Source organism: Aeromicrobium sp. REDSEA-S32_B7, assembly GCF_001626145.1.
GTDB classification, from domain to species: Bacteria; Actinomycetota; Actinomycetes; order Propionibacteriales; family Nocardioidaceae; genus Aeromicrobium; species Aeromicrobium erythreum.
Window position 1 is genome coordinate 1 of record NZ_LUNF01000034.1, and the last position, 16,080, is coordinate 16,080.

The following is a 16,080-nucleotide window of genomic DNA, read 5'->3' on the forward strand; positions in this document are numbered from 1 at the left end:
GTGCCTTCGAGATAGGCTTCCATGACATCGTCGTCCTGTTCGACGGCGGTCTCGATCAGCTTTTCGCGATATTCGGCGGCCTTGTCAGCGAGGTCGGCGGGGATGTCGACATACTTGAAGTCAGCGCCAAGCCCGTCGTTTTCCCAGACGATACCGCGGTTATTCACGAGGTCGACCACGCCCGACAGATCACTTTCCGCGCCGATCGGGAGATAGAGCACCAGCGGGGTGGCGCCGAGACGGTCGATGATCGACTGCACGCAATAATAAAAATCGGCGCCGGTGCGGTCGAGTTTGTTGATGAAGCACATGCGCGGGACGCCGTACTTGTCGGCCTGGCGCCAGACGGTTTCGGACTGGGGTTCGACCCCGGCCACGCCGTCGAACACGGCAACCGCACCGTCGAGCACGCGCAGCGCGTCAAGGAGGTCCCCGCCGCCCTCGCCGCGTCGGGCCGGACCGACCTGGTCTGACGGTCGGCGGGGCGTCGTCGTCCGGTCCTGTCGGTCCGCTGCCGCGGAGGCTCGACTTGCCGCTGCGCTGCCGCAGGGGCCTCGGCTTGCTGGTGCGCTGCCTCGGCTGGCGCTGGGCGTGGTCTTCGAAAGGGCCTGGACCGGACGGCTGGCGACCGCGCCGGCCCGGGTCCGCCGGCTGCGGCCTGCGCAGGACGCGGGATGCTCCCCCCTGGCGGTAGGTAGCACGCGTCATCAGCACCCAGTAGCGCGTGTCACCTACCGCTTACCCACATTCCGCATCCCACCTACCGCGCCAGAGGGTGCAGCGGTAGGTAGCACGCGTCATCAGGCACCAGTAGCGCGTGTCACCTACCGCTCACCCACCGCACCGAAGGACGAGACCCCAGCCGTCAGACGAGGTCGGTGAGCTCGGTGGGCGGCAGGTCGGGGGCGGGGGTGTAGGCCTGCGCGACCTCGCCGGTGCCGACGGCGTGCAGGACACCGTCGGACTCGTCGGCGAACACCGCCTCGCCGCGGGCGAGGTGCTCGCGCTCGCCGGCCTCGTTCACGACCTCGACCTCGCCGCCGAGGCAGACGACGATGCGACGGCCGTCGTCGGGGAGGCGGGCGCCGTCGGGCTCGGCCGACGAGCACTGCGTCACCGAGAGGGCGAACTCGTGCAGGCCCGGGCTGTAGACGTCGGTGGAGAAGCCGAACTGGTCGGCGTCGACGCGCGCCAGTCGCGACATGCCGCGGTCGAGGCAGCGGACGAGACCCTGCGGGTCGAGGTGCTTGCCCGTGAGTCCGCCGCGCAGCACGTTGTCGGAGGACACCATGACCTCGACGCACAGGCCGCTGAGGTGGGCGTGGATGATGCCGGCGCCGAGGTAGGCGGCCTCGCCGGGCTGCAGCGTCAAGCGGTTGAGCAGCAGCGACATGACGACGCCGACGTCGCCCGGGTGGTGCTCGTCGACGAGCACGGCCGTCGCGTACGCGCGCTTGATGTCGATGCCGCGGTCCACACCCGCGCGGCAGGCGGCCACGACCGCCGCCACCTCCTCGGGGGACGGACGGTCCGTGAGCAGGTCCTCGACGATGCGCACGATGCCGAGGAACCCGGGCTGACGACGCAGGTTCTCGACGAGCTGGTGCACGCGCGGCACGTCGATCGCGGCGAGCACGCGCAGGATCTCGGCCGTCGGACGGAAGCCGACGAGCGTGTCGAACGCGGTCAACGCGTACACCATCTCCGGCTTCGGGTGCGGGTCCTTGTACACGCGGTGCGGGGCGTCCAGCGGCACACCGGCGGCCTCCTCGGCCTCGAACCCCTCCTGCGCGAGGACGGCGTTCGGGTGCACCTGGATCGACAGCGGTCGGTCGGCGGCCAGGATCTTGAGCATGAACGGCAGCTCGCCGGCCACCTCTCGCAGCGAGACCGGACCGTCGGCGCCCTGCACCGTCGAGGGGTTCAGCGGGTGGGTGCCCATCCAGATCTCGGCCACCGGAGCACCGTCGGGCGTGCGGCCGAGGAAGCGCGGGATGGCGTCAGGAGAGCCCCAGTCGTAGTCGCGGTCGGGGTTGTCCAGTCGTCGCATCTCGTCCTCTCCTCGGCCGACGGCCGTCAGTGACCCTTGGGGTGGCGGGGCTTGCGGGGCGACTCGCCGTCCTTCGACCAGCTGCCGCGCTGACCGCCCTTGCCCTTGCCGCCCGGTGCGCCCGAGCCCTTGCGGTGCGCGGTCGGCCGGTCGTCGCGCGAGGAGCGTCCACCCCGGGCGCCACGGTCGGCCTGCAGGTCGATGCGACGTCCGGAGATCCGCGTGTCGGCGAGCGCCTCGAACACCGCCGGGGGCAGGTCCTGCGGGAGCTCGACGACGGCGTGGTCGATGCCGAGGGTGATCTTGCCGAAGTCGGCGCGACGCAGACCGCCCTCGTTGGCGAGCGCGCCGACGATCATCGACGGCGTCACCTTGTGCCGCTTGCCGACGGCGATCCGGTACGGCGCCCAGCCGTCCTTCGACGGGCGCGCAGGGCGGTCACCGGCGTCGCGCGCCGGCCGGTCCTGCCGCTCCGGGCGCTCACGCCGCTCCTTCTTCGGCGGGTCCGGACGCAGGAAGAACTCCTTGTCGTCCGTGCTCATCACCGCGAGCGCCGCGGCCACGTCGAGCATCTCGACGTCGTGCTCGCGCACGTAGTCCTCCACGAGGCCCCGGAAGGCGTGGAACTGGGCGGAGCCCATGCTGTCGGTGATCGCCTGCGCGAACTTGGCGGTACGGCGCGCGTTGACCTCGTCGACGCTGGGCACGCCGGTCTCCTCGACCGGGCGTCCCGACACCTTCTCGATCGCCGACAGGAGCCGACGCTCGCGCGGGGTGACGAACAGGATCGCCTCGCCGCTGCGCCCGGCACGGCCCGTGCGGCCGACCCGGTGCACGTACGCCTCGGGGTCGTGGGGGATGTCGTAGTTGACGACGTGGGTGATGCGGTCGACGTCGAGACCGCGCGCGGCCACGTCGGTGGCGACGAGGATGTCGAGCGAGCCGTTCTTCAGCGCCGTCACGGTCCGCTCGCGCTGCGCCTGGACGAGGTCGCCGTTGATGGCGGCCGCGGAGAACCCGCGCGAGCGCAGTCGCTCCGCGAGCTCCTCGGTGGCCGACTTCGTGCGGACGAAGATGATCATGGCGTCGCCGCTCTCCACCTCGAGCAGACGCGTGAGCGCGTCGAGCTTCGCGTGGTGCGAGACGGGGATCCAGCGCTGACGCACCGTGCTCGTCGACGAGCGGGCCTGCGGCGTCGCGATGTCGGCGGGGTCGTGCAGGTAGCGCTTCGCGAGGCGGCGGATGGCCGGCGGCATGGTGGCCGAGAACAGCGCGACCTGCTTGTACTCGGGGGTGCCGGCGAGGATCCGCTCGACGTCCTCCGCGAACCCCATCGCGAGCATCTCGTCGGCCTCGTCGAGCACGAGGTGGTCGAGCCCGGAGAGGTCGAGGCTGCCGCGGTCGAGGTGGTCCATGACGCGACCCGGCGTGCCGACGACGACGTGGGCACCCCGCTCGAGCCCGGCCAGCTGGGCGCCGTAGCCCTGCCCGCCGTAGACGGGGAGCACGCGGATGCGACGCGACCGCGGGGTGTACGACGTCATCGCCTCGCAGACCTGCAGGGCCAGCTCGCGGGTGGGCGCGAGCACGAGCGCCTGCGTGGAGGCGCGGTCGGGGTCGATCTTCTCGAGGATCGGCAGCGCGAACGCAGCCGTCTTGCCGGTGCCCGTCTGCGCGAGACCGACGACGTCGCGGCCGGCGAGGAGGGCCGGCACCGCCGCCTCCTGGATGGGCGTCGGCGCCTCGTAGCCGAGCCGGCCGAGCACCTCCACCAGCTCGTCGCCCAGGCCCAGCGCGGCGAACCGGGCGCCGGGGGCGGCCGCCTCCGGGACGGTCGACGCCCCCTGCTCGGGGGTCTGGTCGGACAGGTCGGACGCGGGACGGTCGTCGGTCATGAAGCTCCTGGTGCTGACTGCGAGACGGGGGAACCCCGTCGTGACGCAGGGTGCAACCGCTAGTCTTCCGTACCGACGGCCCCGAGACCAACCTCGGCGAGCCCGGCCTCCCTCCCCCGTGTGGCCCGAGACCGAAGGAGACGGTGCCCGATGCCGAGCCCGACCCCCCGTCGAACGCTCGGATCACGCTGGCTCCTCGTGGTGCTGCTCGGTCTGCTGGGCGCCCTGGCGGGGCAGCTCGTCGTGTCGGGCCTCACACCGCGCTACGAGGCCTCGGCCGAGGTCCTCGTCTCCTCCCCGCCGGCGAGCGTCGACGGCTCGGCCCGCGCCGTCACGGCTCGCACGGTCGAGTCCTACGGCCGCCTGCTCTCCCAGCCCTACCTCCTCGACCGCGCCGCACGGGCGCTCGACGAGTCGTCGCTGCCCGCCGACTCCGTGCGTTCCGGCGTGGTCGGCGACAGCGACGTCCTGCGCGTGACGGTCCGCGACGACAGCCTCGACGTGGCGCGCGAGCGGGCAGGCGCGATCGCCGAGGCGTTCACCGCCTGGCTCGAGGACAGCCAGCAGGCGCTGCGCCCGAACCAGCAGGTCACGGGTCTGGTCATCGACCCCGGCACCGGCTCGACCGGTCCCGTCTCGCCCCGACGCTGGCCCTACCTCCTCGGCGGTCTGCTCGTCGGGCTGCTGCTCGGCCTCGGCGTCGCGCGCTGGCGCCAGCTCGCCGACCGCGGGGTCGCGTCGGCGGACGAGCTCGAGGCGACCACCGAGGCGCCCCTGCTCGGCGCCATCGCCTACGACCGCAGCGTCCAGGACGCGCCGCTCCTCACCTCGCTGTCGCCGCAGCACCCGCGCGCGGAGTCCATCCGCATCCTGCGCACGAACCTGCAGTTCGTCGACGTCGACCACGACCGCACCGTCATCACCGTCACGAGCGCGGTGGAGGCCGAGGGCAAGACGTCGACGGCCTGCAACCTGGCCATCGCGCTCGCGCAGTCGGGCCTGCGGGTCGCGCTCGTGGAGGGCGACCTGCGCCGTCCTCAGCTCGCCGAGCAGTTCGGGCTCGAGAGCACGGTCGGCCTGACCACGGTCCTTGTCGGCCGGGTCGAGCTCGACGAGGCGATGCAGGAGACCGAGATCCCCGGCCTCGACGTGCTCACGAGCGGCGCCCGGCCGCCGAACCCGGCGGAGATCGTGCAGACCGGCGCCATGGAGCAGCTGGTCGCCGACCTGCGCCGCGCCTACGACATCGTGCTCATCGACGCTCCCCCTCTGCTGCCCGTCACGGACGCGACGATCCTGGCCCTGTTGTCCGACGGCGCCCTGCTCGTCGTGCGCCACGGCCGCACCGGCCACGATCAGGTGCGTGCCGCCGTCGAGCGGCTGCAGACGGTGGGCGCGACGCTCTTCGGCACGGTGCTCTCGATGTCGCCACGCCGCGCCGCGGGGCGCTTCGGCTACGGGTACGAGTACGCGACGCAGTCGTCGCGACGTCGCCCGCGCCGCGGTCGCTGACCGCTCGCCGTCCCGGAGGCGCTCAGGCGAGGGTGCCGAAGGTCCGCGCGAGCCGCTCGGTCGCGTCGTCGATCAGGTCGGCGGTGCTGCGGTACACCTCCGGCGCGCGGCGGAACGGGTCGGGCACGTCGAGCAGGCTGGGCGCGGTGCTGCGTCGCCGGGCGGCGTCGGCCACGAGCTCGGGCAGGCTGTCGGCCGTCCGGTCCTCGACGAGCGCGGCGAGCTCGAGCAGGGTGAACGTCTTCCGCAGCGCACCGGGGTCGAGCTCGAGCACGGAGGCGCGGTGCTCCTTCGTGGCGGTGAGCACGACGTCGGCCGCCTTCACGTGCGCGGGGTGCAGCGGTCGCGACCGGAAGTCCGACCCGTCGACGCCCAGGCGGGCCAGCTCGAGACGCACCATGCTGTCGACGGGAGCGTCGCGCCAGCCCATCACGCCGGCGCTCGCGATCTCGAACCGCGCGGGGTCCAGCCGCTCGCGCAGCAGCAGCTCCATCAGCGGCGAGCGGCAGACGTTGGCCGTGCAGACGGTGAGGATGCTCCAGCGGGCCGGCTCGGGCCGCGCACCCACCTCAGCCACCGGACCGGGGGCGCACGTGCAGACCCACCTCGGGGTCGACGACGAGCTCCTGCGCGGCGGCGACCCCGTCGACGACCAGCGTCGCGTCGGTGGGCACCGAGCGCTTCAGCAGCGCGAGCCCGATCGGGCCGAGCTCGTGGTGCAGGCCGCGCGAGCCGAGCACACCGACCGCCTGGCCGGGTGCGTCCGCGCGCTCGACCGGTGAGCCGGGAGCCGGCAGCCGGTCGGCGGAGCCGTCGAGGTGCAGCAGCGTGAGCCGGCGCGGGGGACGGCCGAGGTTGTGCACGCGCGCCACCGTCTCCTGCCCGCGGTAGCAGCCCTTGTCGAGGTGCACGGCGCGCTCGAGCAGACCCACCTCGTTCGGGATGGTCCGGTCGTCGGTGTCGAGGCCGAGACGCGGGGTGCCGGACGCGATGCGCAGCGCCTCCCACGCCCACGTCCCTGCGGGGCGGCCGTGACGCTCCGGCCACGACGCGACGTCGGCGCGCGGCTCGATCGCCCAGACCGCTCGACCGGGCGCCCCGTCGCTGCCGGGCTCGACCCGGCCGAGGACCGCGTGGGCGTCGCTCACGTCGGCGACCTCGACGCGCATCATGAAGCGCATCCGGTCGAGGAACGTCACGAGAGCGGCGCCGGCCCCGGGCTCCGTGTGGGCCCAGAAGGTGGTGCCGTCGTCGACGCCCTCGAAGGCGTGCTCGATGCGGCCCTGCGGCGTGAGCACGAGCACCTCCGTGCGCACGCCCGGCGGGAGCGACTCGAGGTGCTGGGTGGTCAGCGAGTGCAGCCACGTGAGCCGGTCGGGGCCGGTGACCGTCAGCACGTCGCGGTGCGACAGGTCGACGAAGCCCTCGCCACGCTCGAGCCGGCGCTGCTCGACGGTCAGCTCGCCGTAGTGGGCGGCGACGCCGGAGTCGGGCGCGTCGGCCTCGACGGCACCGTCGAGGTCGAGCAGCGGGCTGCGCCGGCCCGGCGCGACGGCGTCGGCGTCGCCGGCGGGAGGAACCAGGTGCTCAGACACGGGCGAGCTTCCCCCACAGGTGCGACTGCATGCTCTGGCCCTCGGCCGCCTTGTCGACGGCGTACATGAGCGCACCCTCGACGAGGCCGTACATGCGCTGCCCGGCGGTGTACTCGACGGCGGTCGCGGTCCGCGCGACGATGTCGGTGGCCAGCGTGATCCGCGGGCCCTCCGCCACGCCGTACCAGACCTCGGCGTAGCCGGTGGGGTGGGCGAGCACGAGCTCGACGTTGATGCCCTTGCCGCCCTCGACCAGTCCGGCGGGCCGCAGGAAACCGGTCTCGAGGTCGCCGGGACCGGTGCGGTTGCCCTCCTCGTCGGTCGTCCAGGAGCGGCTGAAGTAGTGCAGGAACGGCCGCGTGTCGTGCGCGAACACGACGTCCTGCTCGAACGCGTAGGGCTCGATCGTCGGGTACTCACCCCGCCCGTTGCCGTGCCACGTGCCGAGCAGCCATGCGAGCGGGGCCACGTCGGGGTGCAGGTCTGCCGGGATCTCGAAGGCCATGCTGCCCATCGTATCGACGGCGCGCTAGCCTGCCGCCGTGCGTGCAGTGGTGCAGCGGGTGACCCAGGCGTCCGTCGTCGTCGAGGGCGAGGTCGTCGGGTCCGTGGGCGGCGGAGAGGAGGACGGGGGCCACCTCCTCGTCCTGCTCGGGGTCACCCACGACGACACCGTGCAGAAGGCCGAGTCGCTGGCGCGCAAGGTGCACGGGCTGCGGGTGCTGCGCGAGGAGCGGTCGGTCGCCGACACCGGCGGCTCGGTGCTGGTGGTCAGCCAGTTCACGCTCTACGGCGACGCCCGCAAGGGTCGCCGTCCGAGCTGGACGGCAGCCGCCCCCGGCGCCGTCGCCGAGCCGCTGTACGAGGAGTTCTGCGCCGCGCTGCGCGCCCTGGGCACCGACGTGCCCACCGGGCGCTTCGGCGCCGACATGCAGGTCGCGTCGGTCAACGACGGACCCGTCACGATCCTGCTGGAGCTGTGAACGACGCTGTCGCGGTCGCTGCGGGTCCGGCGTTCTGACCGTCCTTTCAGGTGGGCCGCGTAGGATCACGCGTGGTCGACCGTGGTGCGGTGCGGCCGGCGCCCCGCCCCCCACCGAACGGACGTGTCCATGTCGCGACGCCTCAAGCGTGAGCGTCGTGCCGTCGCGGGCAAGCGCCGCATGGGCGGAACACCCTGGCACCGCCGCCACCGCAGGCTGCTGGTCGGCGTGGTCGGCGTGCTCGTGGTCGTGCTCGGCACCGCCAGCGGCTACGCCTACTACCTCAACTCCCAGCTCGACAACGTCGGCCGTGTCGACACCCAGCTCAAGGAGAAGGACCGACCCGACCCCGACCGTGGCAGGGCGCTGAACATCCTGCTGCTCGGCTCGGACAAGGGCAAGGAGCAGCCGGGAGCGCGCGACACCACCCTCGCGGAGGACGCTGCGGCATCGCGCTGGCCGGCGGGCAAGTACCGCAGCGACACGCTGATGATCGCCCACATCACGTCGGACCGGCGCAAGGTCTACCTCGTCTCGATCCCGCGCGACACGTTCACCGACATCCACGACCAGACCGGCGCGGTGCGCTCGAAGCAGAAGATCAACGACGCGTTCTCCGAGTACGGGCCCGACGGGGCGATCTCGACCGTCGAGAACCTCACGAACCTGCGCATGCGGCACCTGGCGATCATCGACTGGGACGGCTTCGAGTCGCTCTCGTCGGCGGTCGGCGGCGTGCCCGTGTTCATCCCGCGCGCCTTCTACGACCCGAAGCAGGAGGTGCAGTGGCAGGCGGGCCAGCAGACCCTCAAGGGCAAGAAGGCGCTCGCCTACGTGCGCACCCGCTACGGCCTCGTCCGCGGCGACTTCGACCGCATCGCCCGGCAGCAGAACTTCCTGCGCTCCCTGATGAAGAAGATGCTCGCGCGCGACACGCTCAGCAACCCGATCAAGCTCACCCGCACCCTCACCGCCGTCACGAAGAACCTCACGGTCGACGCCGACTGGGACCCGGGCGACATGCGTGCGCTCGCGCTGTCGCTGCGCGGAGTCCGCTCCGACGACGTCACCTTCCTGACCGCACCCGTCGCCGGGACCGAGCTGGACCCGACGTACGGCGACGTCGTCGTGCTCGACCAGGCCAAGTGCGCGGAGCTCTTCGACGCCCTGCGCAACGACCGCATGGACGCCTACCTGCGCAAGTACCCCGACGACCGGCTCGCCGATGAGCGCCAGATCGGCTGACCGTCGCCACGACGTGCGACGGGGCGGTCGACGTCAGCCGCAGGCCGAGCGCACGCGGACGTCGTTCGGCTCGGCACGGATGCCGGGCGTGCTCGTGAGCACGGGGTCGTCCGTCTGCCCGTCGCCCGTGCGCATCGTGACGGTGAGGTCGACCGACTCCCCCGCGCGCAGCGTCAGCGGCACGACGGTGACCCGACGGTCGCCGAGGCGACCACCGACCGGCTGACGGTCGACGTCGCCGAGGCGGACCTGCTGCAGGACGCCTCCGGCAGGCGCCACGACCCGCACCGAGAGCCGCTGGTCCGTGGCCGACAGGCCGGGCAGCCGGAAGCCGGTGATCGAGACGGGCAGCCCCGACCTCGGCACGACGGAGCTCAGGCGGGTGCGCAGGGTGAGCTCCTGGCTGCGGTCGTCGACGCAGCGCGACGACGTCAGCGTGTGCGACGTCTCGAGGTAGTACTGCAGCTTCGAGCCCTTGCTGTCGTCCACGAAGACCCCGACGCGCGCCCGGTCGGCGTCCTGCGACAGGACTCCTGAGACGCCGGTGGTGCGGATGCGGCGCTGCTCCGACCGGTCGGCCGACCAGACCATCACCCGGTTGTCGACGGCGGCGCGCACCAGTGCCTCGAGGACGGGCTGCGTGGCTCCGCGTCCACCGACGAAGGCGTCGAAGATGCTGCGTGCGGCGTCCTCGAACACGGCGTCCTGCGCGAGCGGGTCGGTCGTGTAGCGGCGGTACACGCCGTTGAGGAGCTCGTCCACCGCGTTCTCGCTGGTGAGTCGCGTGCCGTCGCCGAGGGTGACCGGCCCGAGCCCCTGCAGCAGGTAGCCGAGCGTCACGGGATCGACCGAGACGACGCCGTCGAACCGGGTGTCGGTCGCCTCGCCGACGAGCGAGCCCGCGAACCGGGCCGCCTCCGGGAAGTCCGGGACCGAGGTGGTGTTGCGCAGGTCCTCGGCCGCCGACACCGGGACCGCGCCGTACTGCGACGCCGGGACGGCCAGGCGCGGGTCGTCGACGGGCGGGACGTCGATCGCCGAGCCCTGCTCGGTCATGCGCACCCGGCCCCGGTCGGCCTCGATGACCGCCCAGGAGCCGGGGATGCCGCCGAGCGAGCGGACCTCGGCGTTGTTCTGGATGAGCAGCAGGTACCGGCGACGCTCCTGCGCGCCGAGCATGTCGGGCAGCAGCGTCGCGGCGGTGTCGGCGACCCGGGCCGCCGACGCGGCACCCGTGAGCACGTCCTGCAGCCGGCGGACCGGCACCTGCAGCCGGCCGACGACGTCCTCCGGACGGATGTCGCCGACGTTGCGCGCGGCCTCGTCGAGCGCCCGCCGAGGCGCGCCAAGCCGGGGTGCGACGCTCTCGAGGTTCGCGATGTCGACGCGACCGTCGCGCGGTGAGAACGCGTCGAGACCGACCTGGGCGGTCACGTCGACGACCGTCGGGACCGCCCGGGTCGCGACCCGGTCGACCTCGCGGCTGACCACCCGCACCGCGTCGACGTCGTCGCCGACGACCGGCAGCCAGGACGCCACCGCCCACAGCGGACCGTCCGTCGAGTCGTGGGAGCGTCGCGCGGCGTCCTCGAGCACCTCGGCGGTGCGCCGAGCGCCGTCGGCGTCACCCTGGGCGACCTGCGCGAGCAGCACCTGCGACGCGTCGCTGGCCCGTTGCAGGAGGATGGCCGCGCGGACGCCCTGCCAGGCGAGGACGACCCCGCAGACCAGGACGACACCCCCCACCACGGAGAGCACCAGCCGGGCCCAGCCCGCCCGGTCCCAGCGTTCGGGCAGGAACCGCCGAGGCGGCCTCACAGTCGGGTCAGCCGTCGCGACGGCGACGGGCGACCACGGCGCCCACACCGGCGAGGACGAGCAGCGCGCCGAGGACGAGCAGCCAGAAGTCGGTGCCACCGGTGCCGGGCAGGATGCCGTTGCGGTCCTCCGTGCCGGCGTCGGCGTCGGCCACGCCGTCGGTGCCGCCACCGCCGGCGTTCACGTCGGCGTCGCCCTGCGAGCCCAGGCCGTCGGCGTTCACGTCGGCGTCGCCCTGGGAGCCACCGTCGGCGTCGGCGTCGCTCTGCGAGCCACCGTCGGCGCTGACGTCGGCGTCACCCTGGGAGCCGCCGTCGGCGTCGGCGTCGCCCTGGGAGCCACCGTCGGCGTCGGAGTCGCCCTGCGAGCCGCCGTCGCCGTTGGAGCCGCCCGAGGGGGCCACGACGACCTCGGCACCCGACCCGGCCTTGTCGCCGCAGATGGCGCGCACGGTGGTCGAGGTGCTCCGCGTGACCTGCGGCGCGGTGAACGTCGCGACCAGCTTCTTCGTGTTGCTGGCCGAGCGCGTCTGGCCCTCGTAGGTGGCCGTGATCGTCGTCGGGACGTCGGCCGTCACGGTCGCTGTGAACGTCTCACCGGGCGCGACGCGGGTCTTCGAGACCTGGATGTCGCACACCAGCACGGGGTACGGCAGGGTCGCTCCCTGGGCGGGGGCGAGCGTCGCGGACGGCAGTGCCACCAGTCCGACGGCGGCGACGACCGAGGCGACGAGTGCCGCAAGGTGCTTCTTCATGAGACTCCCTCACAAGATCTGACATGAGCGCGACGTCCGGGCGCGAGCGTGCTCGCCTCTAGAACGAGCGACATGGCAGGGAGTCACGTCCTTCTCACGCGAGAATGCACGAAAAAACCAGGAGACCCCGGACCGTGACGGTCCGGGGCCCCACACGGTGGTGCTCAGGCGGTGGCGGGCACCCGGTCGATGTCGACGACCACGTCGGCGACGACGCCGATCGCGGCGGCCACGGCGAGGTCGACCGCCTCGGCGCGCGGCGCGAGCGTGCGCAGCGTCCACTCGCCGGGGCCGGCGAAGAACCGGAACTGGCCGGTCGCCGAGGTCGGGACCTCGGCCGTGAACTCACCGGTCCGGTCGAGCAGCCGCACGTACGCGTTGCCCACGGGCTCGTCGCCGCGCACGACGACACCCTGGATGACGGCCTGGTTGGCGACGTCGACGCCCTCGAGGCTGGGTCCGCCCTTGACGGCTCCGCACATGTCAGGCCTCCCCGCGGTCGTCGCCGACGGCGACGGGAACGCCGCGCAGCGAGCCGTACTCGCTCCAGGAGCCGTCGTAGTTCTTGACGTTCGGGTAGCCGAGGATCTCGTTCAGCACGAACCACGTGTGCGAGCTGCGCTCGCCGATGCGGCAGTAGGCGATGGTGTCCTTGCCCTCGTCGAGGCCGGCGTCGGCGTAGAGGGCCTTGAGCTCCTCGTCCTTCTTGAACGTGCCGTCGTCGTTGGCGGCCTTGCTCCACGGCACGTTGCCCGCGGTGGGGATGTGGCCGGCGATCTGGGCAGCCTCCTGCGGCAGGTGCGCGGGGGCGAGCAGGCGACCGGCGTACTCGTCGGGGCTGCGCACGTCGATGAGGTTCTTCGAGCCGATGGCCTCGACGACCTCGTCGCGGTAGGCGCGGACGGCCTCGTTCGGCTCCTGCGCCGTATACGTGGTGGCCGGACGGTCCGGGACGTCGGAGGACAGCTCACGGCTGTCGAGCTCCCACTTCTTGCGGCCGCCGTCGAGCAGGCGCAGGTTCTCGTGGCCGTAGTAGGTCAGGTACCAGTAGGCGTAGGCCGCGAACCAGTTGTTGTTGCCGCCGTAGAAGACGACCGTGTCGTCGTTGGCGACACCCTTCTCCGAGAGCAGCTTCTCGAGCTTCTCCTTGGAGATGAAGTCGTGGCGGACGCCGTCCTGCAGGTCCTTCTTCCAGTCGAGCTTGATCGCGCCGGGGATGTGGCCCTTGTCGTAGGCCTCGACGTCCTCGTCGACCTCGATGAGGACGACCTTCGGGTCGTCGAGGTGCTCCTCGACCCAGTCGGCGGTGACGAGCGCGGTGTCGCGGCTCATGTGGATACCTCCATGTGTGGTCCCACGCGGTGGTGGGGTCGGGTGGGCGTGCAGGTGGTGGTCAGGCGGGCGCGCGCGACGCGGTGGCGCGTCGCGCGAGCAGGTACAGCTCGCAGCCGAGGCAGAAGCCGACGGCGGCGTTGAGCAGGGCGGCCACGAGCGCGAACGCCGTGGCGACGTAGCCGAGTGCCGGGATGCCGACGCCGAAGCCCACGAGGGCGACGACGACGAAGCCGAGTCCGACGGTCTGCGCGAACCGCGGCGGTCGCGCGTCCTCCGGCTCGGCCAGCGGACCGATCCTCGGTCGCACCAGACGGGCGAAGAGGATCGCGTACGGCGACTTGTCGAGGTGACCGCTGGCGCCGATCGCGAACACGACGCCTTGGACGGCCAGCAGCACCAGCGCGACCGAGGTCGGCACGACCAGCGCGACGGCCAGGACGACGGACGTCAGGGCAGCCGCGAAGCGCATGCCGCGCGGGTCGACGTGGGTGGGACGGGCCATGGGACGGTCTCCTGGACGGGCCGGCGCGACGCAGGGTCGACGCTCGGCGGGCTGACGGGCGGGCTCGGGACCGCGGGCGGGTAGCCGGTGCGGTCGATCAGGAGCGACGACACAGCGCGGAACGCGTGCGGCAGTTGTCCACCGCGAGACGCCGCGTCAGGTACGTCGAGCCGGTCATGCGACCACTGTAGGTCGGTCCGCGCGTGAAGCCCGAAGATCGTCTCAGATGGTGGACGATTGTCTCATCTTTCAAGATATGGCGCCGTTCGGGCCGCGTGGGGTGCGTCGGCGTGGCTTCTCGCTCGCCTGCGGCTGCGTCGGCGTGGCTTCTCGCTCGGGTGGGGGTTGCGTCCGCGCGGCTTCGCGCTCGGGTGGCGGTGCGTTGGCGTGGCTTCTCGCTCGGGCGGGGCTGCGTCCGCGCGGCTTCGACTCGTCCTGCGCTCCGAAAGGGCCTCGACCGGGCCGCTGGGAGCGGCGGCGGCTCGGGTTCTCGGGCTGTGGCTCGCGTTGGACGCAAGATTCTGCGTTTGCGCTGGCCATCGGTGGATCTGCCACCTTGTCAGCGCTGTACAGGTGGAGAATCCACCGCCGACGGGGTCAGAGGTGGCAGAACTTCTCCCTTCTCGTGGACCGGTCCACGCGAAGGAAGAAGCGCTGCCCACCCCACCCCCAAGGGCACCCACGATTCTTCCTTCGTGCGCTGAAGGTCGAACGCTTCTGCGTTGACGACGGGATCCCGTAGCCAACGCAGAAGCCTTGGAGTCCCACGCACGAACGCAGATCCCTGCGTCCCACCCGAGCCACAGCCCGAGACCCCAGACCAGCGCGCCCGCCAGCCGCCCGGTCGAGGCCCTTTCGAAGACCACACCCACACTGAGCCGCGCCGACGCAGCCCCACCCGAGCACCAACCCACGCCGACGCAGCCGCAGACCGACCGAGAAGCCACCCCCGACCTCGACCCCACGGAATGCGGTTCCGCGTCAGTTGCTCCGGTCGGCGAAGCCGGGCGGCAGGTCGCCGGGCGCGGTGTCGATGACGGTCTCGTCGTCGGTGCCGACGTGCTCGAAGAGGGTGATGTGCGCGAACTCCGGCACGACGTAGACGGGGTAGGTCGGCCCCTCGTCGCGGAACCGGCGCATGTCGTCGAGGTGGTCGTTCTGGAACAGGACCGTCCGGGATCCGTCGAGCTCGATCCAGTGCGGGAAGAAGATCGTGCCGTGCAGGACGCGGTCCTCGGGCACGATGTTCACGACGACGCTGGTGCCGGTCGGCTCGTTCCACGAGACCTTGAAGACCCCGCGGCCCAGCCCGACGAGGTCGACCTCCTGGTCCAACGGCCCCCGACCATGCCGGTGTGGATCCGGTAGTCGATCGTCGTGGCGTTCTTGACGTACATCTCGTACTGCCAGCCGTTGGCGTACGTGTAGATGAGCCGGTGGCCGACGATCGCGTCCAGGTCCTGCTCGGGGGCGGGGTGCTCGATGCTCGTGCGGGTTCCCATGCCTCCAACTCTCGCACCGACGAGATGGGCCCACCTGCCCGAGCTCGACGAGGGCGGACGCCGACACCCCGCCCCCAGGTCCGGCACCTAGCCGACCAGAGCGCGCTCAGGCGTCGAGGACGGCGAGCACCTGGTCGCGGCGCGGCAGGCCCGAGGCCCGGCTGAGCACCGTCCCGTCGGGCCCGACGACGAGGACCGTCGGGGTGCGCATGATGTTCAGCCGGCGCACCAGGTCGAGGTGGGACTCGGCGTCGACCTCGACGTGGGCGACGTCGGGACGGGTCGCCACGACGTCGCTCAGGAGAGCACGTGTGGCACGACAGGGGCTGCAGAAGGCGCTCGAGAACTGGACGAAGGTCAGCCGGTCACCCAGCGGGCCGCCGATCTCCTCCGCCGTGAGCACCTCGCGCGGCTCCGTCGGCACGTCGGGCGACGCACCCGGGTCCGGCTCCTGCACTCCCCCGACGGCCACCGACGACGCTGGCGCGGCGGACGCGGGGGTGGAGAACCGACCGTCACGACGTCGCAGCAGCAAGGCCACGAGGCCGGTCGCTGCGAGGGCGACGAGCAGGACGATCACACCGGTCACTCCTCCAGGCTACGCCGCCGCCGGTCGCCCCACCTCGGCGTCCGACGGGGCGGAACACGGGCCCTAGACGGTGAGCACCGCCAGCGACGCCCCGACGTGCACCGCAGGCCCGACGAGCGCCACCGACACCGCCGCCGGGAAGGCCCACGTCTGCGGACCGGGCAGCGCCCCGATGCTCCAGGCACGCCCCAGCACCTGCCCGAGGAGGGCGCACCCGGCCGCGGCGCCACCGACCGCGAGCCCCAGCACCCACGTGCCGATGCCGTCGACGGTCGCGGAGACGAGCACGCCGGTGAGTGC

The 16,080-nt window shown here is 72.4% G+C and carries 15 protein-coding genes and 2 pseudogenes; 3 read left to right on the plus strand and 14 right to left on the minus strand.

Annotated elements, in window-relative coordinates; genetic code table 11:
- The 3 genes and pseudogenes from A6Q79_RS02265 to A6Q79_RS02275 all read right to left on the minus strand — a co-directional run.
- A pseudogene (locus A6Q79_RS02265) lies at positions 1–419 on the minus strand (GTP-binding protein); the annotation flags it as partial.
- Between the two features lie 446 nt (positions 420–865).
- Complete coding sequence (gene manA / locus A6Q79_RS02270; protein WP_067860094.1) at positions 866–2,050, minus strand: mannose-6-phosphate isomerase, class I; 1,185 nt, start codon at positions 2,048–2,050, stop codon at positions 866–868.
- Between the two features lie 26 nt (positions 2,051–2,076).
- Complete coding sequence (locus A6Q79_RS02275) at positions 2,077–3,945, minus strand: DEAD/DEAH box helicase (RefSeq protein WP_286690683.1); 1,869 nt, start codon at positions 3,943–3,945, stop codon at positions 2,077–2,079.
- Positions 3,946–4,095: 150 nt separating this feature from the next.
- On the opposite strand from A6Q79_RS02275, the gene A6Q79_RS02280 reads away from it, so the two are divergent.
- Positions 4,096–5,457: a polysaccharide biosynthesis tyrosine autokinase gene (locus A6Q79_RS02280; protein WP_067860096.1), complete on the plus strand. Its 1,362-nt coding sequence runs from the start codon at positions 4,096–4,098 to the stop codon at positions 5,455–5,457.
- A gap of 22 nt (positions 5,458–5,479) precedes the next feature.
- Here the strand turns inward: A6Q79_RS02280 and A6Q79_RS02285 are convergent, their stop codons facing one another.
- From A6Q79_RS02285 to A6Q79_RS02295, 3 genes are read right to left on the minus strand one after another with little or no spacing between them, the layout of a single operon-like run.
- Positions 5,480–6,025, minus strand: a complete 546-nt coding sequence (locus A6Q79_RS02285; protein WP_286690684.1) for a hypothetical protein — start codon at positions 6,023–6,025, stop codon at positions 5,480–5,482.
- Position 6,026: 1 nt separating this feature from the next.
- Positions 6,027–7,052: a folate-binding protein YgfZ gene (locus A6Q79_RS02290; RefSeq protein ID WP_286690685.1), complete on the minus strand. Its 1,026-nt coding sequence runs from the start codon at positions 7,050–7,052 to the stop codon at positions 6,027–6,029.
- On the minus strand, positions 7,045–7,557 hold the full coding sequence (locus A6Q79_RS02295; RefSeq protein WP_067861830.1) for an FABP family protein: 513 nt from the start codon (positions 7,555–7,557) through the stop codon (positions 7,045–7,047). Before A6Q79_RS02295 ends, A6Q79_RS02290 begins: the two co-directional genes overlap by 8 nt.
- A 37-nt stretch (positions 7,558–7,594) precedes the next feature.
- On the opposite strand from A6Q79_RS02295, the gene dtd reads away from it, so the two are divergent.
- Together dtd and A6Q79_RS02305 are read left to right on the plus strand one after the other, a co-directional pair.
- Entirely contained in the window at positions 7,595–8,035 is a 441-nt protein-coding gene (gene dtd, locus A6Q79_RS02300) for a D-aminoacyl-tRNA deacylase (protein WP_083516468.1), read from the plus strand.
- A gap of 129 nt (positions 8,036–8,164) precedes the next feature.
- Complete coding sequence (locus tag A6Q79_RS02305) at positions 8,165–9,280, plus strand: LCP family protein (RefSeq protein WP_286690686.1); 1,116 nt, start codon at positions 8,165–8,167, stop codon at positions 9,278–9,280.
- 33 nt (positions 9,281–9,313) lie between these two features.
- On the opposite strand, the gene A6Q79_RS02310 is transcribed toward A6Q79_RS02305, so the two are convergent.
- From A6Q79_RS02310 to A6Q79_RS02350, 8 genes and pseudogenes are all read right to left on the minus strand, one after another.
- Positions 9,314–11,098 (minus strand): DUF4012 domain-containing protein, encoded by a 1,785-nt coding sequence (locus tag A6Q79_RS02310; RefSeq protein WP_144433803.1) that lies wholly within the window; start codon positions 11,096–11,098, stop codon positions 9,314–9,316.
- A 7-nt stretch (positions 11,099–11,105) separates the two neighbouring features.
- The gene (locus A6Q79_RS02315) at positions 11,106–11,852 is read right to left on the minus strand and encodes an LPXTG cell wall anchor domain-containing protein (RefSeq protein WP_286690687.1); all 747 of its coding nucleotides are present in this window, start codon (positions 11,850–11,852) and stop codon (positions 11,106–11,108) included.
- 164 nt (positions 11,853–12,016) lie between these two features.
- Complete coding sequence (locus tag A6Q79_RS02320; RefSeq protein ID WP_067860108.1) at positions 12,017–12,334, minus strand: DUF1416 domain-containing protein; 318 nt, start codon at positions 12,332–12,334, stop codon at positions 12,017–12,019.
- 1 nt (position 12,335) lies between these two features.
- A complete protein-coding gene (locus tag A6Q79_RS02325) occupies positions 12,336–13,184 on the minus strand; it encodes a sulfurtransferase (protein WP_067860110.1) in 849 nt (282 codons plus the stop codon).
- A gap of 61 nt (positions 13,185–13,245) precedes the next feature.
- Positions 13,246–13,689 carry a DUF4395 domain-containing protein gene (locus A6Q79_RS02330; RefSeq protein ID WP_286690688.1) on the minus strand — a complete coding sequence of 148 codons (444 nt, stop codon included), beginning with the start codon at positions 13,687–13,689 and terminating at the stop codon, positions 13,246–13,248.
- Positions 13,690–14,670: 981 nt separating this feature from the next.
- Positions 14,671–15,191, minus strand: a pseudogene (locus A6Q79_RS02335) (phenolic acid decarboxylase).
- 106 nt (positions 15,192–15,297) lie between these two features.
- Positions 15,298–15,780 carry a thioredoxin family protein gene (locus A6Q79_RS02345; protein ID WP_286690555.1) on the minus strand — a complete coding sequence of 161 codons (483 nt, stop codon included), beginning with the start codon at positions 15,778–15,780 and terminating at the stop codon, positions 15,298–15,300.
- 63 nt (positions 15,781–15,843) lie between these two features.
- On the minus strand, positions 15,844–16,080 hold a 237-nt coding region (locus A6Q79_RS02350; RefSeq protein WP_317695933.1), incomplete at its 5' end, for a hypothetical protein.

What these genes read in the sequence shown, in the direction of transcription:
- A6Q79_RS02325 (WP_067860110.1), bottom strand. Translation starts at nt 13,184, where the DNA reads ATGAGCCGCGACACCGCGCTCGTCACCGCCGACTGGGTCGAGGAGCAC.
- A6Q79_RS02280 (WP_067860096.1), top strand. Translation starts at nt 4,096, where the DNA reads ATGCCGAGCCCGACCCCCCGTCGAACGCTCGGATCACGCTGGCTCCTC.
- A6Q79_RS02330 (WP_286690688.1), bottom strand. Translation starts at nt 13,689, where the DNA reads ATGGCCCGTCCCACCCACGTCGACCCGCGCGGCATGCGCTTCGCGGCT.
- A6Q79_RS02275 (WP_286690683.1), bottom strand. Translation starts at nt 3,945, where the DNA reads ATGACCGACGACCGTCCCGCGTCCGACCTGTCCGACCAGACCCCCGAG.
- A6Q79_RS02295 (WP_067861830.1), bottom strand. Translation starts at nt 7,557, where the DNA reads ATGGCCTTCGAGATCCCGGCAGACCTGCACCCCGACGTGGCCCCGCTC.
- A6Q79_RS02315 (WP_286690687.1), bottom strand. Translation starts at nt 11,852, where the DNA reads ATGAAGAAGCACCTTGCGGCACTCGTCGCCTCGGTCGTCGCCGCCGTC.
- A6Q79_RS02305 (WP_286690686.1), top strand. Translation starts at nt 8,165, where the DNA reads ATGTCGCGACGCCTCAAGCGTGAGCGTCGTGCCGTCGCGGGCAAGCGC.
- manA (WP_067860094.1), bottom strand. Translation starts at nt 2,050, where the DNA reads ATGCGACGACTGGACAACCCCGACCGCGACTACGACTGGGGCTCTCCT.
- A6Q79_RS02320 (WP_067860108.1), bottom strand. Translation starts at nt 12,334, where the DNA reads ATGTGCGGAGCCGTCAAGGGCGGACCCAGCCTCGAGGGCGTCGACGTC.